Source organism: Streptomyces sp. NPDC000983, from assembly GCF_040299205.1.
GTDB lineage: Bacteria > Actinomycetota > Actinomycetes > Streptomycetales > Streptomycetaceae > Streptomyces.
In genome coordinates, this window is sequence record NZ_JBEPBM010000026.1 from 1 (window position 1) to 25,622 (window position 25,622).

Consider the following 25,622-nt stretch of genomic DNA (forward strand, 5'->3'; position numbering starts at 1 on the left):
GGGTGCCCGAACCGCGGTTCGGGCACCCGCCCCCGTCCGTTCGTCCGCGCACCGCGGCCCCGGTCAGGCGGGGTGCAGGGCCGAGCGCAGGGTGGAGACGGCGAGGGTGATCGCGGCCTCGGCGGCGTGCGTTTGGCGCAGGGCGTCGAGCATCACGAAGTCGTGGATGATGCCCTGGAAGCGGACGGCGGTCACGGCGACCCCGGCCTCGCGGAGCTTGTCGGCGTACGCCTCGCCCTCGTCGCGCAGGACGTCGGCCTCGCCGGTGACGACCAGCGCCGGCGGCAGCCCGGTGAGCTGCTCGGTGGTGGCGCGCAGCGGGGAGGCGGTGATCCGGGCGCGCTCGGCCTCGTCGGTCGTGTACTGGTCCCAGAACCACTGCATGCCGTCCCGGCGCAGGAAGTACCCGGTGGCGAACTGCCGGTAGGACGGCGTGTCGAAGTTCGCGTCGGTCACCGGGTAGAACAGCACCTGCTGCACCAGCGGCAGGTCCCCCCGCTCCTTCGCCATCAGCGTCAGCGCGGCCGTCATGTTGCCGCCGACCGAGTCACCGGCCACCGCCATCCGGGACCCGTCCAGGTCCTTGGACGCGCCCTCGGTCACCACCCAGCGGGCCACCGTGTAGTTCTGCTCGATGGCCACCGGGTACCGGTGCTCGGGGGAGAGGTCGTACTCCGGGAAGACCACGGCCGCCCCGGCGCCGACCGCCAGCTCCCGCACCAGACGGTCATGGGTGTGCGCGTTGCCGAACACCCACCCCGCGCCGTGGATGTAGAAGATCACCGGCAGGACGCCCTCGGCGCCCGCGGGCCGGACGATCCGGGCCCGCACGCTGCCGGTGGGTCCGCCGTCGACGGTGACCCACTCCTCGTCGACCGCCGGCTTGTCGGTCGGGCCGGACTGGACCTCGTCGACCGCCTTGCGGCCCTCCGCCGGGGGCAGTTCGAACAGGTAGGGCGGGTTGGCGGTCGCCTCGGCGAAGGCGGCGGCGGCCGGTTCCAGGACCGGCTGGACAGACTGGGCCGGCTCGACGGCGTCGGACATGTGTGACTCCCGGGTCTCGCTCGAATACGCCCGCCTCTGCGGCAGACGTCCCCGTCACGCTAGGGACGGCCGGACGCGGGCGGTTGTCCCTGCGCGCACGGAGACCGGCCTTGGCGTGCACGGGCCCGGTTCGCGGCGTGCACGGACCCGGTTTCGTGCACGCACAGCCGCGGATCGAAGGCATGGCCCCGTGCCGGACGGAACCCACCCCGTCGCACCGGTCAGGATCGAAGAAGCGGTGCCGGCGGCCGGGTGCCTACTCTGGCCTCCGCGCCCTCCCGCCGCCGCGGATCCGGCGGCCGAGCGGGGCGAAAAGCGGAAATTGCCCCTCCGGCGGTGATCAAGTACAACCTCACGTACTGTTCGAGGCCGGCCAGGCCGGCCAGGCGGCACCGACGAGACGGAGACACGATGAGCAGGGCCACCAGGACGGACACGAAGGCGCCGGTGGCACACGTCGCCGACAGCCACGACATGATCCGAGTGCACGGCGCCCGCGAGAACAATCTCAAGGACGTCAGCATCGAGATCCCCAAGCGCCGGCTGACCGTGTTCACCGGAGTCTCCGGCTCGGGCAAGAGCTCCCTGGTCTTCGACACCATCGCCGCCGAGTCGCAGCGGCTGATCAACGAGACCTACCCCGCTTTCGTCCAGGGCTTCATGGCCAACCTGGCCCGCCCCGAGGTCGACGTGCTCGACGGTCTGACCACCGTGATCAGCGTCGACCAGCAGCGCATGGGCTCCGACCCGCGCTCCACCGTGGGCACCGCCACCGACGCCAACGCCATGCTGCGCATCCTCTTCAGCCGCCTCGGCCAGCCGCACATCGGCCCGCCCACCGCGTACTCCTTCAACACGGCCTCGGTGAAGGCGAGCGGCGCCATCACCGTCCAGCGCGGCAACCAGACCAAGGCGGAGAAGGCGACCTTCGAACGCACCGGCGGCATGTGCACGCACTGCGAGGGCCGCGGCAAGGTCTCCGACATCGACCTCGGCCAGCTCTACGACGACACCAAGTCGATCGCCGAGGGCGCCTTCACCATCCCCGGCTGGAAGTCCGACAACGTCTGGACCGTCGGCATCTACGCCCAGTCCGGCTTCCTCGACCCGAACAAGCCGATCCGCCGGTTCACCAAGCAGGAGATGCAGGACTTCCTCTACGGCGAGCCGACCAAGGTGAAGGTCAACGGCGTCAACCTCACCTACGAAGGGCTCATCCCCAAGATCCAGAAGTCCTTCCTGTCCAAGGACAAGGAGGCGATGCAGCCGCACATCCGGGCCTTCGTGGAGCGTGCCGTCACCTTCACCACCTGCCCCGAGTGCGACGGCACCCGGCTCAGCGAGGGCGCCCGCTCCTCGAAGATCAAGAAGATCTCCATCGCCGACGCCTGCCGGATGGAGATCCGCGACCTCGCCACCTGGGTCCGCGACCTCAAGGAGCCGTCGGTCGCGCCGCTGCTCACCGCGCTCCAGCAGACCCTCGACTCGTTCGTGGAGATCGGCCTCGGCTACCTCTCTCTCGACCGGCCCTCGGGCACCCTGTCCGGCGGCGAGGCGCAGCGCGTCAAGATGATCCGCCACCTCGGCTCGTCCCTGACCGACGTCACCTACGTCTTCGACGAGCCGACCGTCGGACTGCACCCCCACGACATCCAGCGGATGAACAACCTGCTGCTGAGGCTGCGGGACAAGGGCAACACCGTGCTCGTCGTGGAGCACAAGCCGGAGACCATCGCCATCGCCGACCACGTCGTCGACCTCGGTCCCGGCGCCGGATCGGGCGGCGGCACCGTCTGCTTCCAGGGCCCCCTCGACGGACTGCGCTCCTCCGACACCGTCACCGGCCGCCACCTCGACGACCGGGCCGCGCTGAAGGAGACGGTGCGCAAGTCCACCGGCGCCCTGGAGATCCGCGGCGCGAAGGCGAACAACCTCCAGGGTGTCGACGTCGACATCCCGCTCGGCGTCCTGACCGTCGTCACCGGCGTCGCCGGCTCCGGCAAATCCTCGCTGGTGCACGGCTCGATCCCCGCCGCCGAGGGCGTCGTATCGGTCGACCAGACCCCGATCCGCGGCTCCCGGCGCAGCAACCCGGCGACGTACACCGGTCTGCTCGACCCGATCCGCAAGGCCTTCGCCAAGGCCAACGGCGTCAAGCCCGCCCTGTTCAGCGCCAACTCCGAGGGCGCCTGCCCCACCTGCAACGGCGCCGGTGTCATCTACACCGACCTGGCCATCATGCAGAGCGTCGCCACCCCCTGCGAGGACTGCGAGGGCAAGCGGTTCCAGGCCGCGGTGCTCGACTACCACCTCGGCGGGCGCGACATCAGCGAGGTCCTGGCGATGTCGGTGGCCGAGGCGGAGGAGTTCTTCGGCTCGGGCGACGCCCGCACCCCGGCCGCGCACACCATCCTCGGCCGGCTCGCCGACGTCGGCCTCGGCTACCTCACCCTCGGCCAGCCGCTCACCACCCTCTCCGGCGGTGAACGGCAGCGGCTGAAGCTGGCCACGCACATGGCCGACAAGGGTGGCGTCTACGTCCTCGACGAGCCGACCACCGGCCTCCACCTCGCCGACGTCGAGCAGTTGCTCGGCCTGCTCGACCGGCTCGTCGACGCCGGCAAGTCGGTCATCGTCATCGAACACCACCAGGCCGTCATGGCCCACGCGGACTGGATCATCGACCTCGGTCCCGGTGCCGGTCACGACGGCGGCAAGGTGGTCTTCGAAGGCACCCCCGCCGACCTGATCGCGGCCCGCTCGACGCTCACCGGCGAGCACCTCGCGCGGTACGTCGGCGCCTGACGGCCCTTCCCGGGCCTCAGCGGACGGAGAACCCGCCGTCCACGAAGAGGGCCTGGCCGGTCACGTACGCGGAGGCGCGGCTCGCGAGGAACACCGCCGCCCCCGCGAAGTCCTCGGCCAGGCCGTTGCGCCCGACCATCGTGCGCGCGGCCAGCGCCGCCACCCTCTCCGGGTCGGACGACAGCCGCACGTTCAGCGGGGTCATCACGAACCCGGGCACCAGGGTGTTGCAGGTGACGCCGTACGGCGACCAGGCCTCCGCCTGCGACCGGGCCAGCGACTCCAGCCCGCCCTTGGAGACGCCGTAGGCGCCGCTCTGGAACAGCGCCCGGTGCGCCTGCTGGGAGGTGATGTGGATGATCCGTCCGAAGCCGCGCTCGGCCATGCCCGGACCGAACCGGCGGCCCAGCAGGTAGGGCGCGTCCAGGTTCACGGCCATCGTCGTGTCCCAGACGTCGTCGTCCAGTTCGGACATGTGCGGACGCAGGTTGACGCCGGCGGAGTTGACGAGGATGTCGGGTTCGCCGAACACCGCGGCTGCCGCCTCGGCCGCCTCCCGTACTCCTTCGCGGGTGCCGAGGTCGGCGCTCACCCAGGCGGCCTTGGCGCCGGTGGCCTTCAACTCCTCGACCGTCGAGGCGAGTTCCGCCTCTCGGCGGGCGACGATCACCACGTTTGCGCCGGCGCCGGCGAGTGCGGTGGCGATGGCGCGGCCGATGCCGGAGCTGCCGCCGGTGACCAGGGCGACGCGTCCGTCGAGGGAGAACAGTTCGGAGAGGTAGTCCTGGGAAGTCATGATCCGAACGATAGGCGGTGGGTCCTCGTGCGGGTGCGGCGCCGTCGTGGCCGGTCGCGCAGTTCCCCGCGCCCCTTTGGGGGCGCTGGGGTCAGGCTGGGAGGTTGCGGGAGAGCAGGTCCAGTAGGGATGTCCAGTGGCGGTTGTCCGCCTTGGGGTCGTAGGCGGCCGTGTCGGGCTGGGTGAAGCCGTGGTGGGCGCCCGGGTAGACCTCGCAGCGGTGGCGGACGCCTGCCTCGGTGAGCGCCTTCTCCAGGCGGTCGATCTGCTCCACCGGCAGGCCGGGGTCCCGGTCGGCGTGGCCGAAGTACAGCTCGGCCGTGATGCTCCCGGCGACCAGGTGCGGGGAGTCGGGGTCCTCGGTGGCCAGCCGGCCGCCGTGGAAACCGGCCGCCGCGGCCACCCGCTCCGGGTGGGTACCGGCGGCGAGCAGCGCGATTCTGGCGCCCATGCAGTAGCCGGTCAGCCCCACCGGGCCGTCGGTGGTGTACGGGCTGTCGGCCAGCCACCGCAGATACGCGCCGGTGTCCCGCATCGCCAGTTCGGGGGTGAGGGAGCGCATGACGGGCCCGAGCCGCTCGAAGATCTCCGGCCGGGCCGAGGGATCGATGAACTCGGGCAGCTCCACCACCGGCGCGCGGCCGTGCCGGTGGAAGAGGTTCGGGACCAGGACCGTGTACCCGGCCCCGGCGATCCGGTCCGCCAGGTCCCGCAGCCGGGGCCGCAGTCCGAAGGCGTCCATGAAGACCAGCACGGCGGGGTGGGGAGCCCCGTCGTCGGGGCTGGCCAGATAGGCGTCGACGATGCCGTCCCCGGTGACGAGGTCGACGGAGGTTCCCTGGACGACGGTCATACGGAGAGATGCCCTTCTGCGTGCGGGAGGCGCCGGCCCGGCCCTGGGAAGGGCCAGGTCACGGCCATGGTGCCAGGTGCCGTCCGGCGCCCTTCGCGCGCCCCGGGGCTCACTCGAAGCGGGTCACGTCACCCGCGCCGCGCCGGATGATCTCGGCCTCGCCGCCGGAGAAGTCGATGACCGTCGTGGGCTCGGTGCCGCACTCCCCGGAGTCGACCACGCCGTCCAGCACATGGTCGAGGCGGTCCTTGATCTCCCAGCCCTGGGTCATGGGTTCGTCCTCGTCCGGCAGCAGCAGCGTGCTGGACAGCAGCGGTTCGCCCAGCTCGGCCAGGAGGGCCTGGGTCACGACATGGTCGGGGATGCGCACCCCCACCGTCTTCTTCTTCGGGTGCTGGAGCATGCGCGGCACCTCCCTCGTCGCGGGCAGGATGAAGGTGTAACTGCCCGGCGTGGACGCCTTGATGGCGCGGAACACGTCGTTGTCGATCCGTACGAACTGACCGAGCTGCGCGAAGTCCTGGCACACCAGGGTGAAGTGGTGCCGGTCGTCCAGCCGCCGGATGGACCGGATCCGGTCCGTGCCGTCACGGCTGCCCAGCCGGCAGCCGAGCGCGTAGCAGGAGTCGGTCGGATACGCGATGAGCGCGTCGGCCCGGACGCTGTCGGCGACCTGGGAGATGACACGGGGCTGCGGGTTGTCGGGGTGCACATCGAAGTACTTCGCCATTCACCGAGCGTATGCCCTGCGCCCACCGGGCATGCGCGCGGCGGGCCGCCGTCCCCCCGCCGACTGAACGTCTGCCCACCGGGCGCCCGGCCGGGTGGTGCGCGCGGGCGGACGGTTCCGGCCGCGTGCGGTAACGTCCCGAACGATATGTCGACAAGTGGGACGAAGGACGAGGGAAGGCCGATCGTGGCTGGCCGAGAGCAGCTGAACGCCGAAGGGGCGGCGTGGGAAAGGGAGTTGCTGGACCTGCTGCGGCCCGGCGGACAGAGCGTGCGGCGGGTCGTGTCCTGGCTCGCCCGGACGGTGGACGCCGTCGTGTGCCTGCACGACGCCACCGGCACCGTCCTCGCCGGAACCGCCCTGGACCACGGGCCGTTCGAGAACCTGCTCGGGGACGTCGTGGCCGGCCGGATCGCCTCGGCCGCGTGGGAGGGACAGGGCCGCCATCTGCGGCTGGTCCGGGTCGCGGCGCCCGCGGGCGTGCTGACCGTGTCGCGCTCCGGGCCCTTCGACCGGCGCACCTCCGACGTCGTCGCCCGGACCGTCCAGATCCTCGAACTGCTGCTCAGGGCCGATGAGTCCACCACCGCCGGACGCCGCCTCGAACGGGCCACCGCCGATCTGCGGCTCGCCATCCTGCAACTGCTGATGGTCGAGGACACCGTCTCCGCCCGCCGGGTCGCCGCCGGCCTGTGGCCCGGACTGCTGGACACCGACACCGCCTGCGTCTACGTCGTCGAGAGCCGGCCCGAGGAGCGCGACGGGCTCGCCGAGGAGTGCCGGGACGCCACCAGGGAGCAGGCGCTGGTGGTCCGCTGCCCGGCCAAGGACGAACACGTGATCGTCGTGACGCCCCGGGAGGCGGTGGCCGGCGCCCTGCGCTCCCTGGTCGGCCCGCGCCCGCGGGTCTACCTCGGAGGCAGCGCCCGCCAGAGCCTGGCCCGCACCGCCACCGCCTACGCGCAGGCCGTCAGCGCCCTGGCCGTCGCGCACTTCCGTGCCGACCGCGCGGCCGTCTACGCCGAGCGGACCCACCCCGAACGGCTGATCGACCCGGTGGCGCTGCACGGCTGGACGGCCGGACTGCTGCGCCCGCTGGACCGGCTGCCCCACCACGTCCGCGGCGAACTCCTCGCCACCACCCGGCTGGGCCTGGAGTTCACCGCGGTCAGCGCGGCGAAGGTGCTCGGCGTGAGCCGCAACACCGTCCGGGCCCGGATGGACCGGGTGGAGAGCCTGCTGGGCGCGGACTTCTCCGACCTCGCCGCCCGCGCCGTCGTCCACCTCGCGCTCAACGCGCAGGAGGGCCTGGAGCGCCTGCCCGCCGCCCGCACCGGCGCACCCGCCGGGCTCGGCGACCTGCTCACCGGCCCCGCCATGGGCTCCTGGGCGCACGACCTGCTGGACCGGCTGGACACCGACACCCGGGACCTGCGCCGCACCCTGCGCACCTGGATCACCGCGGGCGGCAACGCCGAGCGCGCCGCCCACACCCTGGGCGTCCACGCCCAGACCGTGCGCGACCACGTCCGGGCGGCGGAACCGGTGCTGGAACGGCAGCTCCTCGCCGGCGGCGGCGACCTGTACGAGGTCGTGCTCGCCCATCTGGCGGCCGGAGCCCTGGACCCACCCGCCCTGCACGGGGCGGAACGGGGCGAACCGGACTCACTTGTGCACAGGTGAGTGGCATCACCCCGGCAGCGGGCACCGACACGGTTCACAAGCCGCTCGCCCGCCGCGTAGGTTCGACGAGCGGCGAGGGCGCGACCGGAACGGGGGACCGGTCGGCCCTCGTGCCGCGGGTCCGCGTCAGTCGGCGAGCAGCACCGGGATCTCCCGCCAGCCGAACGCGATGAACGACGGCACCTGACGCAGCTCGTCCGCGTCGACGGCGAGCCGCAGCCCCGGGAACCTCTCGAACAGCGCGGGCAGGGCGGTCAGCGCCTCCACCCGGGCCAGCGGGGCGCCGATGCAGCGGTGCACGCCGATCCCGAACGCCAGATGGTCGTCCGCGCCGCGCGTGGCGTCGAAGGTGTCCGCGTCCGGGCCGTAGTGCGCCGGGTCCAGGTTCGCCGCGGCGTACGTGGTGATGATCGCGTCGCCGGCCGGGATCGTCACGCCCCCGATCTCGATGTCGGTGACCGCGAACCGCAGCGGCAGCGAGGCGATGGACGGGTGGGCGCGCAGCGTCTCGTCGACGACCGCGTCCCAGGAGATCTCCCCGGACCGCACCGCGGCGAGCTGCTCGGGGCGGCGCAGCAGGGCCACCACCGCGTTGCCGATCAGGTTCACCGTCGTCTCGAACCCGGCGCCGATCACCAGCAGCAGCGTGTAGAGCAGCTCCTCGTCGCTGAGCCGGTCGCCGTCCTCGTCGCGCACCCGGATCAGCTCGGTGGTCAGGTCGTCGCCGGGATGCTCGGTGCGATGGGCGATCAGCGCGGGCAGCACGGTGCCGATCCGTCGCTGGACGAGGGCGCCGTGCTCGGGGGAGGGGTCCGAGGTGTCCATGATGGCGGCGATCATCTCGGTGGTGTCGGCGACCAGTTCGTCGGGCACCCCGAACAGTTCGCACACGAACCGCAGCGGCAGCGGATGGGCGAGCGCGGCCTTGACGTCCACCGGCCCCTCCCCGGACTTCGCCAGCGTGTCCAGCAGCTCCTCGGTGATGGCCTCCACCCGCGGGCGCATCGCCTCGGTGCGCCGCTGGGTGAAGCTGGGCGCGACCAGCTTGCGCAGCCGGGTGTGGTCGGGGCCGTAGGTGGAGAGCATGTTGACCACGCCGACCCAGCCGAGGATCCAGCCCCAGGAGGGGTGTTCGCCGATCTCGGGCCACAGCCGCCAGTGCCTGCGGGGATCCTTGCTGACCCGCGGGTCGAGGATCAGCTCTCTGAGGACGGCGTGCCCGGTGGGCGCCCACGCCGGGATCCCGCCGGGCAGGTCGACGGGGACGACCGGGCCGAGGGCCCGCAGCCGCGCCGACTCGGCGGCGATGTCGGATCCGAACGGGTCGAGGGCGAAGCGTTCGGTGCGGTCGGTCACGGTCACGAAGGGCCTCCAGGCAGATCGGGGGAGCGGGGGCTGAACCGCACGGGCAGGGAGGTCAGCGAACGGTGGAACGGACCCGGCCGCCAGGTCAGGCGCTCGCGCGGCAGCACGGGTTCGAGGTCGGGCAGCCACTGGGTGAGCCGCTCGATCGCCTCCGTGGCGATGAGCAGCGTGTGCTGCTTGACCGGACAGGCGTGCGGGCCCGCCGACCAGGACAGATGGGAGGCGTCACCGGGAAGCCGACGGCCGCCGTCCTCCTCCGCGGCGTGCGCGAGGGCCCCGTAGGAGATCACCACCGGCACCGCCGCCCTGATCCACGCCCCGTGGAAGGTCACCGGCCGACGCGCGTAGTGGATGCCGTAGTTGGCCAGCGGGGTCTCGTGGTGCAGCACCTCCACCACCGCGTCCATCACCGGCCGCGCCCCGCTGGTCAGCGTGGAGTAGTACGACGGGTTGCCGAGGATGCGGGAGAGCGCGTTGGAGACCAGGTTCGCCGTCGGCTCGTGGCCCGCGCCGAGGGTGAGGAACACCTGCCAGGTGACCTCCTCCGGGGTGAGCCCGGCCGGGTGGTCCAGCAGCCAGCTCGGCAGGTCCTCGCCGCGCCGCTCGGCCTTCGCGGCGATCAGCTCCAGCACGTACCCGCCGAACTCCGCCTCGCCGCGGGCGGCTTCCGCGCCGCCCTCCATCATCGCGCCGAGGGCCGCGTCCAGCCGTTCGCTCGCGCTGTCGGGCAGCCCGAACAGGTCGTTGAAGACCAGCGCCATCAGCGGCCGGGCGAAGTCGCCCACCAGGTCCGCCTCGCCGCGCGGCCCGAACCGGCTGGCCAGCAGCCGCACCGCGCGGTGCACCCGGGCCCGCAGGTCGTGCGGCTCGACCCGGTCGAAGGTGTCGATCAGCGTGGTCCGGTAGCGGACGTGCGCGGCACCGTCGGCGAACAGGGTGTTGGGCCGCCAGCGCATCATGCCGAGCACCGGCGAGTCGTCGGCGACGGTCGACTCCCAGGGCCGCGGGTCGTGCGAGAACGTCTCCGTGTCGTGCAGCAGGTCCAGCGCGGCCCGCCGGTCGGTGACGACGTACGCCGGTACGCCCGGCGCCAGTTCGGCCCAGCCGACCGGGCCCTGCTCGCGCAGGTCCGCGTAGTAGCGATAGGGGTCCTGGGCGAAGCCGTCCTCCCACAGCCGTACGGGGGCCGAGCGGGAGAAGGTCTCTTGGGCGGTGGGGTAGGTGGTCACCGGTTCTCCGGGGGGTGGCGGTCGATCAGGTGCTGGACCAGGGCGAGCAGCGCGTCGACGGAGGAGTTCGCGTCCCGCGCGTCGCAGGTCACCATGGGTGTGTCCGCGTCCAGGTCGAGCGCGGCGCGCAGTTGGGCCTCGGTGTGGTGGGCCGGCGCGTCCGGGAAGGCGTTGAAGGCGACGGCGTACGGCAGCCTGCTCTCCTCCACCAGGCCGAGCACGTCGAAGGAGGCGTCGATGCGGCGGCTGTCCACCAGGACCAGCGCGCCGAGCGCCCCGTGGGCGATGTCGTCCCACAGGGAGCGGAACCGCTCCTGGCCCGGGGTGCCGAACAGGTACAGCACGATCCCGCCGGCGAGGCTGATCCGGCCGAAGTCGATGGCGACCGTGGTCGTCGCCTTCTCCCGGATCCCGGCGAGGTCGTCCACCGGGGCGGACGCCTCGCTGAGGGTCTCCTCGGTGTGCAGCGGCCGGATCTCGGAGACGGAGTCGATCAGGGTGGTCTTGCCGACCCCGAACGGGCCCGCGACCAGGATCTTCACCAGTTCGCGTGCGGTCTCGGGCAGGTGGATGCCGTCAGTCGTGCTTGAGGGCGCGAAGGCCATCGGCCACTCTCTTCAGCAGGTCGGGGTCGAAGCGGTCGGCGGCCGGGATCGGGGCCCGGGTCAGCACCAGACGCCGGTCGAGCAGGGTGCCGGCCAGGACCCGTACGGCGGAGACCGGCAGCCGCAGATGAGCCGCGGCCTCCACCACCGTCAGGCAGCCGCCCTCCAGGGCCTCCAGCAGCGCGAGTTCGGCGGCCGGCAGTCCGGCCGGCACGGGTTCGCCGCTGCCGGAGAGCACCGAGAGCCGTTCCAGATGGGGCCGGCTGGACCGGGCGACGCCGCCGGTCGACAGATACGCGGGGACCAGCGGGCGGCCGCCCGGGCGGGCGGTCATGCCGGAGCGCCTGAGTCGCCTCCCCGGGGTGCGGCGGCCATCGCCTTCTCACCGAGCCGGGCGACCTGTGAGTGCACCCGGTGGGCCAGCAGGTCCAGGCGGGTCTCACCGTCCCCGTACGCGGCCACACAGGTGCCGTGGTCGGTCGGCACGATCAGGACGTACCCGTGGTCGGACTCGATGACGACCTGCCGGACCTCGGCCCGGTCCCGGTCGGCGAACGCGGCCGCCGCGGTCCGGCAGGCCCCCTGCACGGTGCTGGTGATCGCGGCGACCCGCTCGGCGGAGGGGCGGCTGAGCGCGTCCGTGTAGCCGGTGACGAGCCCGTCCCGGGTGAGCAGCACGGCGGCCACCACATGGGGCACCTCGAGAATCGGGTCCAGTACCCACGCCGTGTCTCCTGCTTCGCGGCCGGTCATCGGGCCGTTCCCCCTTCGTGGTCGTCTCGTTCGCCGTGGTGGTCGGCGTCCGGTTGCTCCTCGCCGGCCGCGGAGCGCGCGGCGGCGGTGGCGGCCTGGAGCGCGCCGAGCGCGGCCGCGGACTCCTCGGGCCGCCGGGCGGGCGTGCGCTGTTCGGGTACGGCCGAGGCGGCGGCGGTCCGGGCGCGGCGCCGGCGCTGCGGAAGGCCGTCGACGCCGGGTGCGACGCCGGGTCGGCTGCCGGGGTCGGTGCCGGGCCGGGTGCCAGAGTCCGTGCCGGGCTGCGAGCCGTGGTGGCCCGAGGCCGACGCGGTCGTGTCGTCGGGTTCGGCCACATAGGCGTGCGTGGCCGGGGCTGCCGGGGCGGGCGCTGGTTCGGTCGCCGGTGCCGGGGCTGCGGTAGGGCCTGCGGTCGCGGTCGCCCGGCGTGTGCTGCGCGGGGCGCTGGCGGCCGGCGGGCGGGCCTCGGGGTCGATGCTGGTGAGCAGGTGGCTGTCGACCCGCAGGACCGCCCGGACCCCGCCGTAGGGCGAGGGCGAGGAGAGGTCGACGGAGAGGTCGAACTGCCGGGTCAGCTGGCCGATCGCGGCGAGGCCCATGCGCGGGGGGTCGCCGAGGTCGGTGAGCAGGATCGGCTCCGAACCGGCGACCAGCCGCTGGGCGCGCTCGCGTTCGTCCCGGGTCATGCCCAGGCCCGCGTCGTCCACGGTGACACAGACACCGTGGTGGACGTGTTCCAGGTTGACCACGACGTCGGTGTCCGGCGCGGAGTGCCGGAGCGCGTTGTCGAGCAGCTCGGCGACGATGATCGCGACGGGTTCGACGGCGTGCGAGACCAGGGCGGTGCCCGGCCGCAGATGGTTGTTGACCTGGACCCGGTGGTAGCCCGCGAGCCTGGCCTGGCCGCCGGTCACCGCGTCCACCAGGTGGGACTCCTCGCGGGCCAGCCCCACCCAGGCCCCGCACACCACGGCGGCGACCTGGGCGCGCCGCAGCGACTGCTCGTTCTCGTGGTCCAGTTCGTACAGGGTCTGCGCCAACTCGGGGTCGTCGTACTGCTGTTGCAGTCCCCGCAGGGCGTCCTGGAGCCGGTAGAGCGCGGCCTGGATCTCCCGGGTGGCGCCGCGCATCCCGGCCTGGGCGGCGGCGTCGACCCGCTGGTGCTGCGCGGTGAGTTCGAGGCGCAGCCGGCTGAGCACGTTCTCCATCGCCACACCGGGCGAGGACCCGGCGGTACGGAGCTGGAGGGGGCCCGGCACCACTACGTGCGGGTGGGTGAGCTGGCGGGCGGCGGCCGGGAGGCGCTGGGCCGCCAGGTGCTCGATCTCGGCGGCGAACGACTGCACCACACCGTCGAGATGGGCGCGCAGCGCGGCTATCTCGTCGCGCTGCGCGGCCCGTTGTCGTCGCGACCGGAGCAGCCCGCCGCCGAGGGCGAGCGCGGACAGTGTGCCGAAGGCCAGTCCGCCGGCGGCAAGGTCCGGTAATTCGATCATCGAATCAATATCCAGAGAAGTGGGCAGGGGTGGGCGCGAGGACCCCTCAGGAGGCGCTCGCAGCACAGTACACACCGTCATCGACCGATCTCGCACGGTCGACGGCGACTTCGCTCCGAATCCGCCCACGCTCTGTGCACTTCTGCGTCAACTGTCTGAATTGCCTTACGGATGCGGCCAGTTGACGTCCAGCTCAGCCGTTCGGCAGGATCACCGCGCGGCCGTTGACCTTGCCGGAGTGCAGCCGCTCGTAGGCGAGCGGGGCGTCGTCCAGGGAGAACGTCTCCGTGTGGACCGACACCGCCCCGGACCGGGCGAGCGCCAGCACCTCCACCAGTTCGCCCCGGCTGCCCCAGTACGGCGCGGTCACCGACACCTCGAACGGCAGGTGCCCGAAGCCGACCGGGAGCGTGCCGCCGCCGATGCCGACGATCGTCACGTCGCTCTCGACGGCCGCCACGGCCCCCGCCGTGGTGACCGTGGGCTGCGCGCCGACGAAGTCGAACACGGCCTGCGCGCCCACCGAGCCGGTCAGCTCCCGCACCACGCCCGCGGCCCGCTCGTCGGAGAGCACCGCCTCATGGGCGCCGACCTCGCGCGCCAGGCGCAGCTTGTCCTCGCTGACGTCCAGGGCGATCACCCGGGCCGGCGTCAGCGCGCGCAGCAACTGGATCGCCACATGCCCCAGTCCGCCGGTGCCGATGACGACCGCGGTCGACCCCGGCACCAGCTTCGGCAGCGAGCGCTTGATCGCGTGGTACGGCGTCAGGCCGGCGTCGGTCAGCGGGACCGCGGCGACCGGGTCGAGCCCGTCCAGCGGCACCAGATGACGCGGATCGTCGACGATCATGTACTCGGCCATCGAGCCGGGCGAGCCCAGCCCCGGCGGGCTGATGCCCAGCTCCTGGGCGCGCAGGCAGTAGTTCTCCTTGCCCTCCGCGCACTTGGCGCAGGTGCCGCAGCCCCAGGGTCCGTACACCGCGACCGAGTCGCCCTCGCTCACCTCGGTCACCCCCGCGCCGAGCGCGGCGACCGTGCCGACGCCCTCGTGGCCCAGGGTGAGCGGCAGCGCGTAGGGGAAGCCCTCGGCGGGCCAGCTCATCACGGCGATGTCGGAGTGGCACACCCCCGCAGCGGTGACCTTCAACAGGACCTGGCCCGGGCCGGGTTCGGGGTCGGGGACGGTGACCACCTCGGGCGGTGCGCCGATGGTGCGGTACTGAAGTGCCTTCATGGCCGGACTCCTTCGTCCGATGGGGAACGTGGGGGGAGACTCAGACGGCCGTGTAGGCGCCGTCGACGAGGTGGTAGCCGCCGTGGACGAAGGAGGCGCGCCCGGACAGCAGGAAGACGATCAGCTCGGCGACCTCCTCGGGGCGGCCGAGGCGGCCGGCCGGGTGCAGGGCGACGAGACCGTCGTAGGCGGCCCGTTCCATGCCCTGGAGCAGCGGGGTCTCGATGAAGCCGGGGCCCACGGCGTTGATGCGGATGCCCTTGGCGGCGTACTCGGCGGCGGAGGCCTTGGTCAGGCCCACCACACCGTGCTTGGCGGCGACGTACGCGGCGGAGCCGGCGAAGCCGACCGAGCCGAGGATGGAGGCGACGTTGACGACGGCGCCGCCCCGGCCGCCGGCCTCGATGGCGGGCAGCTCGTAGCGCATCGAGTAGAAGACGCCGTCGAGGTTGGTGCGGACCACCCGGTCGTAGGCGGCGATGTCGTACGCGCCGGTCGGGGCGCTCGGGCCGCCGATGCCGGCGTTGTTCACGGCCAGGTCCAGGCCGCCGAAGGTGTCGACGGCGAACATCACGGTCGCCTCGACCGACTCCGGCCGGGTGACGTCCAGGCCCACGGCCGCGGCCGACAGGCCGTCGGCGACCAGTTCGGCGGCGGCCTTCTTGGCGCCCTCCTCGTTGAAGTCGGCGATGACGACGTGCGCGCCGCCCGCGCCCAGCCGGCGGGCGGTGGCCAGGCCGATGCCCGAGGCGGCGCCGGTGACCAGGGCGGTCCGCCCGGCGAACTCGGTGGAGTAGTCGGAGAGGTCGATGGTGCTCATGGTGGTGCTCACTTTTCGGTGGTGCTGTGCGGGGCCGCGGTCGCGGCCTCCGAGACGAGGGCGTCGTAGGCCTGCTCCACCAGCGCGGCGAGGTCTGCGGCTCCCGATTCCGGGTCACCGCCGCGACGCGCCCAGTTGCGCAGGGCGGCGGTGAGGACGCCGGCGGCGGCGTCGACCACGACGGCCGGGCGCAGGTCCCGTACGTCGTCGGTGCCGAGCCGGTCGGCGATGATCCGGATCGACTCCTCCTGGGCGTCGACCCGGATGCGTTCATAGGCGGCGAACAGAGCGGGGTCGCGGTCCACCAGGGCCAGCAGCCGGCGCATCCGCGGGCGCAGATGCCAGGCCGGGTTCTCCCGGTCGGCGAGCCAGGCGCGCACCGCGAGCCGGTAGGCCAGCAGGGGCGGCTCCCCGGCGGGGCGGTCCCGCAGCAGGTCGTTGATCCGGTCGCCGTCGCCGCGGACGAAGTCCAGGGCCGCCTCCTCCTTGCCGGCGAAGTGCCGGCTGAAGGTGCGGCGGGTGACGTCCGCGCGTTCGGCGATCTCCTCGACCGTGGTGGCCGCCGCGCCGCGTTCCAGGATCAGGTCCAGGGCCGCCTCGGCGAGCGCGTCACGCGTCCGGCGCGCCTTGCGCTGCCGACGGTCCTCCGGTGCGGGGGGCTCCGTTGCCTTCATGTCCTCCACGGTACACCTGTCGTGTCCCAATGGGACATGAGGCCCAGTGAGACATGAGTCCCATGGGGACGTGACCGGGAACCTCTCGGAAAACCGCGCGGAAATTCCCGTACGGCGATGTCGAGAACCCCCGACCGGCTCCGTCCCCGGGGTGAACGCGACCACAATGGGTCGCACGCGCACCGAGGAGCGATCATGGCCAAGTACCTGCTGCTGAAGCACTACCGCGGCGCCCCGGCCCCCGCCAACGACGTCCCCATGGACCAGTGGACCCCCGAGGAGATCTCCGCGCACGTCCAGTACATGCGGGACTTCGCCGAGCGGCTGGAGAAGAGCGGCGAGTACGTCGACGGCCAGGCGCTCGCCCCCGAGGGGGCCTGGGTCCGCTACGACGGCGAGGGCCGCCCGCCGGTCACCGACGGACCCTTCGCCGAGACCAAGGACCTCATCGCCGGCTGGATGGTCATCGACGTCGACACCTACGAGCGGGCCCTCGAACTCGCCGGACAGCTGTCCGCCGCCCCCGGCGCCGGCGGCCGGCCGATCCACGAGTGGCTGGAGGTGCGCCCCTTCCTCGCCGCGCACCCCACCCTGGACTGCCATGGATGAGGCCCTGCTGAGGAGCCTCACGCCCGGCGTGATCGGCGTCCTCGTCCGCCGCGGAGCAGACTTCGCGGCGGCCGAGGACGCCGTGCAGGAAGCGCTGATCGAGGCGCTGCGGGTGTGGCCCGCGGATCCGCCGCGCGACCCCAGGGGCTGGCTGGTCACGGCGGCCTGGCGCAAGTTCCTCGACGCGACCCGGGCGGACGCCGCCCGGCGTCGCCGCGAGGACCTCCTCGACGAACAGCCGGCGGCAGGACCGGCCCCCGGCACCGACGACACGCTCCAGCTGTACTTCCTGTGCGCCCACCCCGCCCTGACCCCCGCCTCCGCCGTCGCCCTCACCCTGCGCGCCGTCGGCGGACTCACCACCCGGCAGATCGCCCGCGCCTACCTGGTGCCCGAGGCGACCATGGCGCAGCGCATCAGCCGGGCCAAGCGCACCGTCGCCGACGTGCGGTTCGACCGGCCCGGCGACGTCGCCACCGTGCTGCGCGTGCTCTACCTGGTCTTCAACGAGGGCTACTCCGGCGACGTCGACCTCGCCGCCGAGGCCATCCGGCTCACCCGGCGGCTCGCGGCCGCGATCGACCACCCCGAGGTGGCCGGCCTGCTCGCCCTGATGCTCCTCCACCACGCCCGGCGCGCCGCCCGGACCGCGCCCGACGGCAGCCTGGTGCCGCTCGCCGAACAGGACCGCGGACAGTGGGACACCCGGCTCATCACCGAGGGCGTCGCCGTCCTCCAGGCGGCCCTCGCCCGCGACCGGCTGGGCGAGTTCCAGGCCCAGGCCGCCGTCGCCGCCCTGCACGCCGACGCGCCGACCGCCGCCGAGACCGACTGGGTGCAGATCGTCGAGTGGTACGACGAACTGGTCCGGCTGACCGGCAGCCCCGTCGTGCGCCTCAACCGCGCGGTCGCCGTGGGCGAGGCCGACGGGCCGCGGGCCGGCCTCGCCGCACTCGCGGAGCTGGACGAATCACTGCCCCGCTACACCGCGGTCGCGGCCCACCTGCACGAACGGGACGGAGACCTGGCCCGGGCGGCACGGCTGTACGCCGAGGCGGCGCACCACGCGCCCGACCTCGCCGAGCGCGACCACCTCACCCGGCAGGCCGCCCGGCTCAACGCCCGCCTGCGGTCCTGAGCGACGGCCCCGGGCCTGGTGACGCGGGGCCCGCGACCGGCTACCGTACCGGCCAGTAACCGGACGCACGCAGGAGGTCCCCATGCCGCAGCTCGCTGTCGACGGCGCAGCTCTGACGTACGACGACGAGGGGCCCCGCGACGGCACGGACGTGCCGCTGGTGTTCGTCCACGGCTGGACCGCGAACCGGCACCGCTGGGACCACCAGATCGCCCACTTCGCCGAGCGGCGCCGGGTGGTCCGGCTCGATCTGCGCGGCCACGGGGAGAGCGGCGGCGCGGGCGTGCGCACCATCGCGGAACTCGCCGCCGACGTGCTCGCCCTCCTGGACCACCTGGGGATCGAGCGGTGCGTGCTGGTCGGCCACTCGATGGGCGGCATGATCGCCCAGACCATCACCCTCGCCCACCCCGAGCGGGTCGAGCGCCTGGTGCTGGTGAACTCCATCGGCCGGATGACGTACAGCCGCGCCCGGGGTCTGCTGATGGCCGCCTCGACCCTCGCGCCGTTCAGGCTCTTCGTGGCCGCCAACATCCAGCGCGCCTTCGCTCCCGGATATCCGCGCGCCCAGATCCGGGAGTACGTGCGGGCCTCGGCGGACACCCCGCGCGAGGTGGTCATGACCCTGTACGGCGCGATGCGCGCGTTCGACGTCCTCGACCGCCTCGGCGAGATCCGCGTACCCACCCTGCTGGTGCACGGATACCACGACATCCAGCTGCCCGTCACCCAGATGCTCCGCATGGCCAAGGCGTGTCCCGGCGCCCTGGTGCGCATCATCGACGCGGGTCACGAACTTCCGGTGGAGAAGCCGGAGGAACTCACCGAGGCGATCGACTCCTTCGTGACGGGGCCGTCGCCCCACTGAGAGGCACGCCCATGGCAGCGGTCCCGGAACGCGTCCGACAGACGGTCGCCCTGCTCGGAGTGGACCCGGCGGACCGGCTGCTGGAGATCGGCTGCGGCGGCGGGGCCGCCGTCGAACTCCTCTGCCCGCTGCTGGACACCGGCACCGTCACGGCCCTCGACCGCTCGCCGACGGCCGTGGCGCGGGCCCTGGGCCGCAACGCCGGCCCGGTGCGGCGGGGCAGGGCGGCGGTCGTCCGAGCCGCGTTCACGGCGGCGGACCTCGACGCCGCCGGCCTGTCCGGCGAGCGCTACGACAAGATCTTCTCGATCGACGTCAACCTCTTCTGGACCGGCCCCGCCGACGCCGAACTCGCCCTGGTCCGCTCCCTGTTGGCCCCCGGCGGCGCCCTGTACGCCTGCTACGAACCGCCCGGGCAGCGCCTGGAGGAGATCGCGGCCAGGGTGACGGCCGCTTTCGAACGGGCCGGATTCACCCCCGAACTGGTCCGTGCCGCCCCCTTCGTCGGCATCGTGGGCCACCCCTGAACAGTCTATTTAAGAGTTGCCTTATATAAGCGTGGAGTGGCATAGTCGCCCGCGTGCACGCTTTCGACGTACTGGGTGATCCGGTCAGGCGCCGGATATTGGAGCTGCTCGCCACGGGCGAGCGGGCATCGGGCGAGATCGGCGCCGTGATCCGCGAGGAGTTCGGGATCTCGCAGCCGGCCGTGTCCCAGCACCTGAAAGTGCTGCGGGAGAACGGCTTCGCCGCCGTGCGGGCGGAGGGGACGCGGCGGCTGTACGCCGTGGACACCGAGCCCCTGCGCCAGGTGGACGACTGGCTGGAGCGGTTCCGGGGCTTCTGGGAGCAGCGGCTCGACGCGCTCGGGACGGAACTCGCGCGTGGCAGGCGCGAGCGCAGACGACAAGAGCAGCAGGACCGACAGGACCGACAGGACCAAGAGGAAGCGGAACGCCATGACTGACTTCGTCGACGAGATCAACCGGCTGCACCGCGCGGTCGGCACCCGCCGGGTGGACGCGGGCGAGGCCCGTACGGTGCTGCTGCGGAGGTCCTACGACGCCGGGATCGCCGACGTGTGGGACGCGGTGACGTCCCCCGAGCGGATCGCCCGCTGGTTCCTGCCGGTCACCGGCGACTTCGAGGTCGGCGGGAAGTACCAGCTCGAAGGCAACGCCGGGGGCGAGATCCTCCAGTGCGACGAGCCGGACCTGCTCCGGGTGAGCTGGCTGTTCGGCCCGGACCCCGGCTTCAGCGAGGTCGCCGTACGCCTCACCGCGCAGGGCGAGGAGGCCACGGTGCTGGAGCTGGAGCATGTGGCGGTCGTGCCGGAGGAGTTCTGGGGGCAGTACGGGCCCGGCGCCACCGGTGTCGGCTGGGACCTGGCCATGCTCGGGCTCGGGATGCATCTCGCGGGCGGCGGTTTCAGCCCCGAGCAGGCGGAGGAGTGGTCCATGTCCGACGAGGGCCGGGCCTGTATGCGGCGGTCCGGCGAGCTGTGGGGCGCCGCGTACGCCGCCTCGGGCGCCGACACAGCGACCGCGCAGGCCACCACGGCGGCGACGATCGCCTTCTACACGGGCGCGGAACCCGCCTCCTGAGCGTCCGAAACTTTCGGAACTCTCTTTGCCGGATGGTGCGGGAGTGGTGCGGCTGTCTGTCTTGAGCCAACTGTGAAAGGTGGTCGCGTGAACCGTTGACGCTGTGTCAGGGCCCTCGTATGGTCTGCGACGCCAATCGGAAATTGGTCCGAAACATTCGGAGCTCCGATGTGCTCCGGCCGGACCCCGAACCGTCAACGGAAGAAGGGGACGAGATGGTTACCCGCACGTCCATCCGCAAGGCCCCCGAACATCCGCACCGCCGCACCCCCACCCGCACCGCCCTCGCCCTGGGCCTCGCGGGCCTGCTCGCCGCCACCGGCGTGACCGCCCTGTCCGGCACCGCGCGGGCGGCGAGCACGCTCGGCGCGGCCGCCGCCGAGAAGGGCCGCTACTTCGGCACCGCCGTCGCGGCCAACCACCTCGGCGAGGCCGCGTACGCCACCACGCTCAACACCGAGTTCAACTCGGTCACCCCCGAGAACGAGATGAAGTGGGACGCCGTGGAGCCCTCCCGGGGCTCCTTCAGCTACGGCGCCGCCGACCAGATCGTCAACCACGCGCAGAGCCGGGGCATGAAGGTGCGCGGCCACACCCTGGTCTGGCACTCCCAACTGCCCGGCTGGGTCGGCTCGTTGGCCGCCTCCGACCTCAGAGCGGCGATGAACCATCACATCACCCAGGTGATGACCCACTGGAAGGGCAAAATCCACTCCTGGGACGTCGTCAACGAGGCCTTCCAGGACGGCTCCAGCGGGGCCCGCCGCAGCTCGCCCTTCCAGGACAGGCTCGGCAACGGCTTCATCGAGGAGGCGTTCCGCACCGCTCGGGCGGCCGACCCCGCGGCCAAGCTCTGCTACAACGACTACAACACCGACGGCGTCAACGCGAAGAGCAATGCCGTCTACGCCATGGTCCGGGACTTCAAGGCGCGCGGAGTGCCGATCGACTGCGTCGGGTTCCAGTCCCACTTCAACAGCGCCTCGCCGGTGCCCTCCGACTACCAGGCCAACCTCCAGCGCTTCGCCGACCTCGGCGTCGACGTGCAGATCACCGAACTCGACATCGAGGGCTCCGGCACCGCCCAGGCCACCAGCTACGGCAACGTCGTCCGGGCCTGTCTCGCGGTCAGCCGGTGCACCGGCATCACCGTCTGGGGCGTCACCGACAAGTACTCGTGGCGCGCCTCCGGCACCCCCCTGCTGTTCGACGGCAACTACGCCAGGAAGCCCGCCTACACGGCCGTACTCACCGCGCTCGGCGGATCGGGCGGCGGAGGAGGCGGCGGGAGCGCGGCCTGTTCCGTGACGTACAGCAAGCAGGAGGAGTGGAGCGACCGCTTCAACGGCAAGGTGACCGTCACCGCCGGGAGTTCGGCGATCACCGGCTGGACGACGACCGTCACGGTCACCTCGCCGCAGAAGGTCTCCGCGACCTGGAACGGCACGCCGACCTGGGACGGTTCGGGCAACGTGATGACCATGCGCCCCAACGGCAACGGCACGCTGGCCGCCGGCGCCTCCACCAGCTTCGGCTTCACCGTCATGAAGAACGGCAACAGCGCGGCACCCGTGCTCGGTTCCTGCACGGCGTCCTGACAGCGACAACCCGCCCGGCGCGGCATTCCCCGCGCCGGGCGGCTCAGGGTCCGCTCACGATCTCGAAGGACGCCTCGCCGACCTCCAGCACCCCGTCCGTCAGCGGAGTGCACCGCACCCCGCCCCCGCCGCGCAGCGCGCGCTGTGCCCCCGGGCCGATCGTCACGTCCATCCAGGCACACGGCCGGGCCGGACGGTTCAGGGCGAAGGTGACCGGTCCCGTCCCGCAGTCGATGCCGACGACGGAACCGACCAGGGCGTCGATGTCGACGCCCCGCAGCAGCACGTTGCGGCGGGTGCCGCGCAGGTCCACGGCCGGGTCGATGTCCACGGGGAGGTTCTCCTCGGCCATCAGCGTCACCGAGGCGTCGCGGTGCGCCCGCTGCCCGAAGTACCGGTCGCCGACCAGCCCGAGCCCCTCGCGCACCTCCGCCCGCCGGACCGCTTCCCCCGGACCCTCGGGCCCGGGACCGTCGGCGGGGCGCCCGGCCAGCCGGTGGGCGGGGGAGACCAGCAGTTGCACCACCTGGATACGGACCCTTGCCATGCCCACCACTGTACGAACCGGGCTCGGCGCCCGGTCGACCCGGTCGACCCGGTCGGGCCGGTTGGGCCGGTCGGGCCGTGAGGTGGACCCGTCGGGCCGTGGGGCCGATCCGGTCAGGCCGTGAGGTCGATCCGGGTCCCCACCCCCTCCTTGCCCGCCCGGTCGATCAGCAGCCGCGCCACCGCCAGGTCCTGGAGCCCCACCCCGACCGAGTCGAACAGGGTGATCTCCTCCTCAGAGGAGCGGCCCGGGGCGGCGCCGGTGAGCACGTGCCCCAGCTCGGTGCGGAAGTCGTCCTCGGTGAGGGTGCCCTCGGCGAGCGGGATCAGTACCTCGCCGGACTTGCGGCGGGCCGTGGCGAAGGAGTCGACGACGATCCGTGAGCGCAGCACGCCCTCGCTGTCGATCTCGCGATGGTCCGGACGCGGCGGCGCGCCGACCGCGTTCACATGCTGACCCGGCGTCAGCCAGGCGCCCCTGACCAGCGGTTCACGGGACGGGGTGAGCGTGCACAGGACGTCCGCCGCCTCGGTCACGCTCCTCGGGTCGGCTCCGGCGGCCGCGTCCAGGCCGAGTTCGTCCCTGATCCAGGCGGCCAGTTCCACGGCCCGCTCGGGCCTGCGGCCCCACACCAGCACCCGGTCCCAGTCCCTGGCCGAGCGCAGCGCCAGAGCATGGGCGCGGGCCAGCGGGCCGGTGCCGAGCAGGCCCAGCACCCGGGCCGCGGGCCGCGCCAGGACCCGGGTGGCGACCGCGGTCGCCGCCGCCGTACGCACCCGGGTCAGCACCGCGCCGTCCAGGACCGCCGCCACGCCGCCCGTCTGCGCCGACACCGCCAGCACCGCCGAGCGCTGCACGGGCAGCCCGTGCCCGGCGTTGCCGGGCAGGTCGGCGAGGAGCTTCACGGCCGCCAGCCCCGCCGGCCCGGAGGCGGCGGCCATGGCGAGGAACGCGCCGTCCGAGCCGGGCACGCCCATCACCGGGGGCGCCGGCAGGTCGGCCCGGCCGAGGGCGAGATCCCGGTGGGCGTCGGCCACGGCCGCCTCCACCTCGGCGGTGGCGTCGGCGAGCAGACCGTGGATGTCGGAACGGGTCAGGATCAGGGTCATCGGGGTGGGTCTCCAGTACGTGGGGGGCGAGTGCGGCGGGGTCAGCTGCTGCGCGCGAACGGCAGGGTGAGCCCGGCCGGGGCCCGGCTGCGCCCGACCAGGCCGCTCACGGCGAGCAGCGCGAACAGGTACGGCAGCGTGGTCAGCAGCGGGGCGGAGATGTGCAGTCCGAGGGCGGGCGCCGCGAACTGCAGGGCCTGGGCGACACCGAAGAAGAGACAGGCGACGACCGTCGGCCAGGCCCGCCAGCGCCCCGCGATCACCGCGACGACCGCGAGATAGCCGATCCCGGCGGTGATGTTGTCGCTGAAGGCGTGCACCTCGGAGAGGGCGAGCTGGGCGCCCGCGAGCCCCGCGGCCGCCCCGGTGACCAGGACCGTCGCGTACCGGATCGCCCGTACCGGCAGACCGCAGCGGTCGGCGGTCCGCGCGTCCTCGCCCACGGCGTCGACGGCGAGGCCCCAGGTGGTCCGCCGGGCGCAGCCCACGGCGAGGGCGACGGTGAGCGCGCAGGCCGTGTAGCCGAGGGCGGTCATCTCGAACAGGGCCGGGCCCACGACCGGTATCTCGTGCAGGACCGGCACGGGCAGCGGGTCGAAGCCGGGGACCGAGCCGACGTCGCCGTCGCCGAACATCAGCCGGGCCGCGTAGGTCGTCGCGCCGAGCGCGAGCGCGTTGAGGGTGATGCCCGTGACGATCTGGTCGGCGCGCAGGGTGACGCTGAGCACCGCCTGGACCACGGCGACCAGCAGCCCCGCGACGAGCGCGGTACCCACCCCGACCAGGGCGCTGCCCGAGGCCAGCGCCCCGGCCGCGCCGGCGAACGCGCCGGTGAGCATCATCCCCTCGACCGACAGGTTCAGTACGCCCGCCCGCTCGCTGAGCACTTCACCGGCCGAGGCCAGCAGCAGCGGGATCGCCAGGCGCACACCGCCCGCGGCGAGTTCGTCGAGTACGGCGCTCATGAGCGGCTCCCGTCGGGGCGGTTGCTCCACAGCATCACGGCCGCGATGAGCAGCACCAGGACGCTCTGCACGATCTGTACGGAGGAGGCGGGCACCCCCGCCGCCAACTGGAGGTTGATGCCGCCGCTGGTGAGGAAGCCCAGGCCCAGCGAGACGGCCGCGACCGCCACCAGCGAACCGCGCGCCAGCAGCCCGACGACCAGCCCCGAGAAGCCGTATCCGGAGGAGAAGTGCTCGGCGAGGACGTACGGCGCCGTCGCGACGAGACAGGCGCCCGCGAGGCCCGCGAGGCCGCCGGCGACCGCGAGGCCGCCCTCCTGGAGCCGGGCCACGGGCAGCCCGAGCCGGGCGGAGGCGGCCGGGGAGTGGCCGACGGACTTCAGCTTCAGCCCCACCGCCGTTCCCCGCAGCACCACCGCGGTGACCACCACGGCGACCGCGGCGAGGACGACGATCGCCGTCGCGGGCGACTCCACCCCGGCGATGAGCGGCAGCTGGGCACCCTGCGGCAGCGCCTCGGACTGTGGGAGCGTCTCCGACGACGTCACCGGCTGGCGCAGCAGCGCCTCCTCGTGCACGGCCACCGACACCAGGCCCGCGCCGACGAAGTTCAGCAGCAGGGTGGTGATGACCTCGCTGGTGCCGCGCCGGGTCTTGAGCACCCCGGCGATCGACGCCCAGGCGGCGCCGCCGGCGAAACCCGCCAGCAGGATCAGCGGCACGCCCAGGGCGGCGGGGACCTGGGCGGGCAGCGCCAGTCCGGTCGCGGCGGCGGACACGCCGCCCGCGCACAGCTGGCCCTCGCCGCCCACGTTCACCAGGCCCGCCCGGTGGGCGACGGTGAACCCGGTGGCGATCAGGGCGAGGACGGCGGCCGAGTTGAGGGAACTGCCCACCGAGTACGACGAGCCGAACATGCCCTCGTCGAGGGCCGCCCAGGCCGCGCCGGGCGCGGCACCGGCCGCGACGACGAGCAGGACGCCGACTCCGGCGGCGGCCACCGCCGCCAGGAGCGCCAGGGACAGCGGATGCCGTAGGCGGGGGCGCGGGGGCGCCAGGGATGCGGTCATGGGGTTCCTTGCACGAGAGACTGGGGT

Annotated in this window: 26 protein-coding genes; 9 read left to right on the top strand and 17 right to left on the bottom strand. The window is 73.1% G+C overall.

All coding sequences use genetic code 11. The features are described 5' to 3' along the window. Positions 1 to 63: 63 nt before the first annotated feature. A complete protein-coding gene (locus ABT296_RS26315; RefSeq protein ID WP_351931109.1) occupies positions 64 to 1,044 on the bottom strand; it encodes an alpha/beta hydrolase in 981 nt (326 codons plus the stop codon). Positions 1,045 to 1,455: 411 nt separating this feature from the next. Here ABT296_RS26315 and ABT296_RS26320 point away from each other — a divergent pair, with 411 nt between their 5' ends. Next, positions 1,456 to 3,849 carry an ATP-binding cassette domain-containing protein gene (locus ABT296_RS26320; protein WP_351931110.1) on the top strand — a complete coding sequence of 798 codons (2,394 nt, stop codon included), beginning with the start codon at positions 1,456 to 1,458 and terminating at the stop codon, positions 3,847 to 3,849. A 16-nt stretch (positions 3,850 to 3,865) separates the two neighbouring features. Here ABT296_RS26320 and ABT296_RS26325 read toward each other — a convergent pair whose 3' ends face one another. The 3 genes from ABT296_RS26325 to ABT296_RS26335 all read right to left on the bottom strand — a co-directional run bounded on the left by ABT296_RS26325 (position 3,866) and on the right by ABT296_RS26335 (position 6,228). Next, a complete protein-coding gene (locus ABT296_RS26325; RefSeq protein WP_351931111.1) occupies positions 3,866 to 4,645 on the bottom strand; it encodes an SDR family NAD(P)-dependent oxidoreductase in 780 nt (259 codons plus the stop codon). Positions 4,646 to 4,736: 91 nt separating this feature from the next. Further along, the gene (locus ABT296_RS26330; RefSeq protein WP_351931112.1) at positions 4,737 to 5,498 is read right to left on the bottom strand and encodes a dienelactone hydrolase family protein; all 762 of its coding nucleotides are present in this window, start codon (positions 5,496 to 5,498) and stop codon (positions 4,737 to 4,739) included. Positions 5,499 to 5,607: 109 nt separating this feature from the next. Continuing rightward, positions 5,608 to 6,228 (bottom strand): L-threonylcarbamoyladenylate synthase, encoded by a 621-nt coding sequence (locus ABT296_RS26335; RefSeq protein ID WP_351931113.1) that lies wholly within the window; start codon positions 6,226 to 6,228, stop codon positions 5,608 to 5,610. A 147-nt stretch (positions 6,229 to 6,375) separates the two neighbouring features. On the opposite strand from ABT296_RS26335, the gene ABT296_RS26340 reads away from it, so the two are divergent. Continuing rightward, positions 6,376 to 7,911 (top strand): helix-turn-helix domain-containing protein, encoded by a 1,536-nt coding sequence (locus tag ABT296_RS26340; protein ID WP_502977325.1) that lies wholly within the window; start codon positions 6,376 to 6,378, stop codon positions 7,909 to 7,911. Between the two features lie 126 nt (positions 7,912 to 8,037). Here ABT296_RS26340 and ABT296_RS26345 read toward each other — a convergent pair whose 3' ends face one another. The 9 genes from ABT296_RS26345 to ABT296_RS26385 form a co-directional block, all read right to left on the bottom strand. Then, on the bottom strand, positions 8,038 to 9,273 hold the full coding sequence (locus tag ABT296_RS26345) for a cytochrome P450 family protein (protein WP_351931115.1): 1,236 nt from the start codon (positions 9,271 to 9,273) through the stop codon (positions 8,038 to 8,040). Next, positions 9,270 to 10,505 carry a cytochrome P450 family protein gene (locus ABT296_RS26350; RefSeq protein WP_351931116.1) on the bottom strand — a complete coding sequence of 412 codons (1,236 nt, stop codon included), beginning with the start codon at positions 10,503 to 10,505 and terminating at the stop codon, positions 9,270 to 9,272. Before ABT296_RS26350 ends, ABT296_RS26345 begins: the two co-directional genes overlap by 4 nt. Further along, complete coding sequence (locus ABT296_RS26355) at positions 10,502 to 11,110, bottom strand: GTP-binding protein (RefSeq protein WP_351931117.1); 609 nt, start codon at positions 11,108 to 11,110, stop codon at positions 10,502 to 10,504. The genes ABT296_RS26350 and ABT296_RS26355 overlap by 4 nt, the downstream gene beginning before the upstream one ends. After that, on the bottom strand, positions 11,082 to 11,444 hold the full coding sequence (locus ABT296_RS26360; protein WP_351931118.1) for a DUF742 domain-containing protein: 363 nt from the start codon (positions 11,442 to 11,444) through the stop codon (positions 11,082 to 11,084). The genes ABT296_RS26355 and ABT296_RS26360 overlap by 29 nt, the downstream gene beginning before the upstream one ends. Continuing rightward, positions 11,441 to 11,863 (bottom strand): roadblock/LC7 domain-containing protein, encoded by a 423-nt coding sequence (locus ABT296_RS26365; RefSeq protein WP_351931119.1) that lies wholly within the window; start codon positions 11,861 to 11,863, stop codon positions 11,441 to 11,443. Before ABT296_RS26365 ends, ABT296_RS26360 begins: the two co-directional genes overlap by 4 nt. Beyond that, on the bottom strand, positions 11,860 to 13,359 hold the full coding sequence (locus ABT296_RS26370; protein ID WP_351931120.1) for an ATP-binding protein: 1,500 nt from the start codon (positions 13,357 to 13,359) through the stop codon (positions 11,860 to 11,862). The genes ABT296_RS26365 and ABT296_RS26370 overlap by 4 nt, the downstream gene beginning before the upstream one ends. Positions 13,360 to 13,552: 193 nt before the next feature. Further along, a complete protein-coding gene (locus ABT296_RS26375; RefSeq protein WP_351931121.1) occupies positions 13,553 to 14,593 on the bottom strand; it encodes an NAD(P)-dependent alcohol dehydrogenase in 1,041 nt (346 codons plus the stop codon). 40 nt (positions 14,594 to 14,633) lie between these two features. After that, the gene (locus ABT296_RS26380) at positions 14,634 to 15,413 is read right to left on the bottom strand and encodes an SDR family NAD(P)-dependent oxidoreductase (protein ID WP_351931122.1); all 780 of its coding nucleotides are present in this window, start codon (positions 15,411 to 15,413) and stop codon (positions 14,634 to 14,636) included. 8 nt (positions 15,414 to 15,421) lie between these two features. Continuing rightward, a complete protein-coding gene (locus ABT296_RS26385; RefSeq protein WP_351931123.1) occupies positions 15,422 to 16,087 on the bottom strand; it encodes a TetR/AcrR family transcriptional regulator in 666 nt (221 codons plus the stop codon). A 195-nt stretch (positions 16,088 to 16,282) separates the two neighbouring features. Between ABT296_RS26385 and ABT296_RS26390 the strand changes: the two genes are divergently transcribed. The 7 genes from ABT296_RS26390 (at position 16,283) to ABT296_RS26420 (ending at position 21,904) form a co-directional block, all read left to right on the top strand. Continuing rightward, positions 16,283 to 16,696, top strand: a complete 414-nt coding sequence (locus tag ABT296_RS26390) for a YciI family protein (protein WP_351931124.1) — start codon at positions 16,283 to 16,285, stop codon at positions 16,694 to 16,696. Further along, complete coding sequence (locus tag ABT296_RS26395; protein WP_351931125.1) at positions 16,689 to 17,834, top strand: RNA polymerase sigma factor; 1,146 nt, start codon at positions 16,689 to 16,691, stop codon at positions 17,832 to 17,834. Before ABT296_RS26390 ends, ABT296_RS26395 begins: the two co-directional genes overlap by 8 nt. A gap of 82 nt (positions 17,835 to 17,916) precedes the next feature. Further along, on the top strand, positions 17,917 to 18,702 hold the full coding sequence (locus ABT296_RS26400) for an alpha/beta fold hydrolase (protein WP_351931126.1): 786 nt from the start codon (positions 17,917 to 17,919) through the stop codon (positions 18,700 to 18,702). Positions 18,703 to 18,713: 11 nt separating this feature from the next. Continuing rightward, complete coding sequence (locus tag ABT296_RS26405; RefSeq protein ID WP_351931127.1) at positions 18,714 to 19,229, top strand: class I SAM-dependent methyltransferase; 516 nt, start codon at positions 18,714 to 18,716, stop codon at positions 19,227 to 19,229. Between the two features lie 53 nt (positions 19,230 to 19,282). Further along, positions 19,283 to 19,669, top strand: coding sequence for an ArsR/SmtB family transcription factor (locus ABT296_RS26410; protein ID WP_351931128.1), 387 nt, complete (start codon positions 19,283 to 19,285; stop codon positions 19,667 to 19,669). After that, positions 19,662 to 20,306 (top strand): SRPBCC family protein, encoded by a 645-nt coding sequence (locus ABT296_RS26415; protein WP_351931129.1) that lies wholly within the window; start codon positions 19,662 to 19,664, stop codon positions 20,304 to 20,306. The genes ABT296_RS26410 and ABT296_RS26415 overlap by 8 nt, the downstream gene beginning before the upstream one ends. Positions 20,307 to 20,521: 215 nt before the next feature. After that, a complete protein-coding gene (locus ABT296_RS26420) occupies positions 20,522 to 21,904 on the top strand; it encodes a glycoside hydrolase family 10 protein (protein WP_351931130.1) in 1,383 nt (460 codons plus the stop codon). 43 nt (positions 21,905 to 21,947) lie between these two features. On the opposite strand, the gene ABT296_RS26425 is transcribed toward ABT296_RS26420, so the two are convergent. The 4 genes from ABT296_RS26425 to ABT296_RS26440 form a co-directional block, all read right to left on the bottom strand. Beyond that, the gene (locus ABT296_RS26425) at positions 21,948 to 22,451 is read right to left on the bottom strand and encodes a molybdenum cofactor biosysynthesis protein (protein ID WP_351931131.1); all 504 of its coding nucleotides are present in this window, start codon (positions 22,449 to 22,451) and stop codon (positions 21,948 to 21,950) included. A 113-nt stretch (positions 22,452 to 22,564) separates the two neighbouring features. Continuing rightward, entirely contained in the window at positions 22,565 to 23,560 is a 996-nt protein-coding gene (locus ABT296_RS26430; RefSeq protein ID WP_351931132.1) for an ornithine cyclodeaminase family protein, read from the bottom strand. A gap of 41 nt (positions 23,561 to 23,601) precedes the next feature. Continuing rightward, complete coding sequence (locus tag ABT296_RS26435) at positions 23,602 to 24,525, bottom strand: ABC transporter permease (RefSeq protein ID WP_351931133.1); 924 nt, start codon at positions 24,523 to 24,525, stop codon at positions 23,602 to 23,604. After that, on the bottom strand, positions 24,522 to 25,595 hold the full coding sequence (locus ABT296_RS26440; protein WP_351931134.1) for an ABC transporter permease: 1,074 nt from the start codon (positions 25,593 to 25,595) through the stop codon (positions 24,522 to 24,524). Before ABT296_RS26440 ends, ABT296_RS26435 begins: the two co-directional genes overlap by 4 nt. Positions 25,596 to 25,622 lie beyond the last annotated feature (27 nt).

Coding starts and splice junctions, on each gene's coding strand:
- ABT296_RS26365 (WP_351931119.1), bottom strand. CDS start 11,863: ATGACCGGCCGCGAAGCAGGAGACACGGCGTGGGTACTGGACCCGATT.
- ABT296_RS26430 (WP_351931132.1), bottom strand. CDS start 23,560: ATGACCCTGATCCTGACCCGTTCCGACATCCACGGTCTGCTCGCCGAC.
- ABT296_RS26420 (WP_351931130.1), top strand. CDS start 20,522: ATGGTTACCCGCACGTCCATCCGCAAGGCCCCCGAACATCCGCACCGC.
- ABT296_RS26370 (WP_351931120.1), bottom strand. CDS start 13,359: ATGATCGAATTACCGGACCTTGCCGCCGGCGGACTGGCCTTCGGCACA.
- ABT296_RS26375 (WP_351931121.1), bottom strand. CDS start 14,593: ATGAAGGCACTTCAGTACCGCACCATCGGCGCACCGCCCGAGGTGGTC.
- ABT296_RS26390 (WP_351931124.1), top strand. CDS start 16,283: ATGGCCAAGTACCTGCTGCTGAAGCACTACCGCGGCGCCCCGGCCCCC.
- ABT296_RS26325 (WP_351931111.1), bottom strand. CDS start 4,645: ATGACTTCCCAGGACTACCTCTCCGAACTGTTCTCCCTCGACGGACGC.
- ABT296_RS26340 (WP_502977325.1), top strand. CDS start 6,376: ATGTCGACAAGTGGGACGAAGGACGAGGGAAGGCCGATCGTGGCTGGC.
- ABT296_RS26400 (WP_351931126.1), top strand. CDS start 17,917: ATGCCGCAGCTCGCTGTCGACGGCGCAGCTCTGACGTACGACGACGAG.
- ABT296_RS26385 (WP_351931123.1), bottom strand. CDS start 16,087: ATGAAGGCAACGGAGCCCCCCGCACCGGAGGACCGTCGGCAGCGCAAG.
- ABT296_RS26440 (WP_351931134.1), bottom strand. CDS start 25,595: ATGACCGCATCCCTGGCGCCCCCGCGCCCCCGCCTACGGCATCCGCTG.
- ABT296_RS26395 (WP_351931125.1), top strand. CDS start 16,689: ATGGATGAGGCCCTGCTGAGGAGCCTCACGCCCGGCGTGATCGGCGTC.
- ABT296_RS26405 (WP_351931127.1), top strand. CDS start 18,714: ATGGCAGCGGTCCCGGAACGCGTCCGACAGACGGTCGCCCTGCTCGGA.
- ABT296_RS26315 (WP_351931109.1), bottom strand. CDS start 1,044: ATGTCCGACGCCGTCGAGCCGGCCCAGTCTGTCCAGCCGGTCCTGGAA.
- ABT296_RS26360 (WP_351931118.1), bottom strand. CDS start 11,444: ATGACCGCCCGCCCGGGCGGCCGCCCGCTGGTCCCCGCGTATCTGTCG.
- ABT296_RS26320 (WP_351931110.1), top strand. CDS start 1,456: ATGAGCAGGGCCACCAGGACGGACACGAAGGCGCCGGTGGCACACGTC.
- ABT296_RS26435 (WP_351931133.1), bottom strand. CDS start 24,525: ATGAGCGCCGTACTCGACGAACTCGCCGCGGGCGGTGTGCGCCTGGCG.
- ABT296_RS26425 (WP_351931131.1), bottom strand. CDS start 22,451: ATGGCAAGGGTCCGTATCCAGGTGGTGCAACTGCTGGTCTCCCCCGCC.
- ABT296_RS26380 (WP_351931122.1), bottom strand. CDS start 15,413: ATGAGCACCATCGACCTCTCCGACTACTCCACCGAGTTCGCCGGGCGG.
- ABT296_RS26355 (WP_351931117.1), bottom strand. CDS start 11,110: ATGGCCTTCGCGCCCTCAAGCACGACTGACGGCATCCACCTGCCCGAG.
- ABT296_RS26335 (WP_351931113.1), bottom strand. CDS start 6,228: ATGGCGAAGTACTTCGATGTGCACCCCGACAACCCGCAGCCCCGTGTC.
- ABT296_RS26415 (WP_351931129.1), top strand. CDS start 19,662: ATGACTGACTTCGTCGACGAGATCAACCGGCTGCACCGCGCGGTCGGC.
- ABT296_RS26330 (WP_351931112.1), bottom strand. CDS start 5,498: ATGACCGTCGTCCAGGGAACCTCCGTCGACCTCGTCACCGGGGACGGC.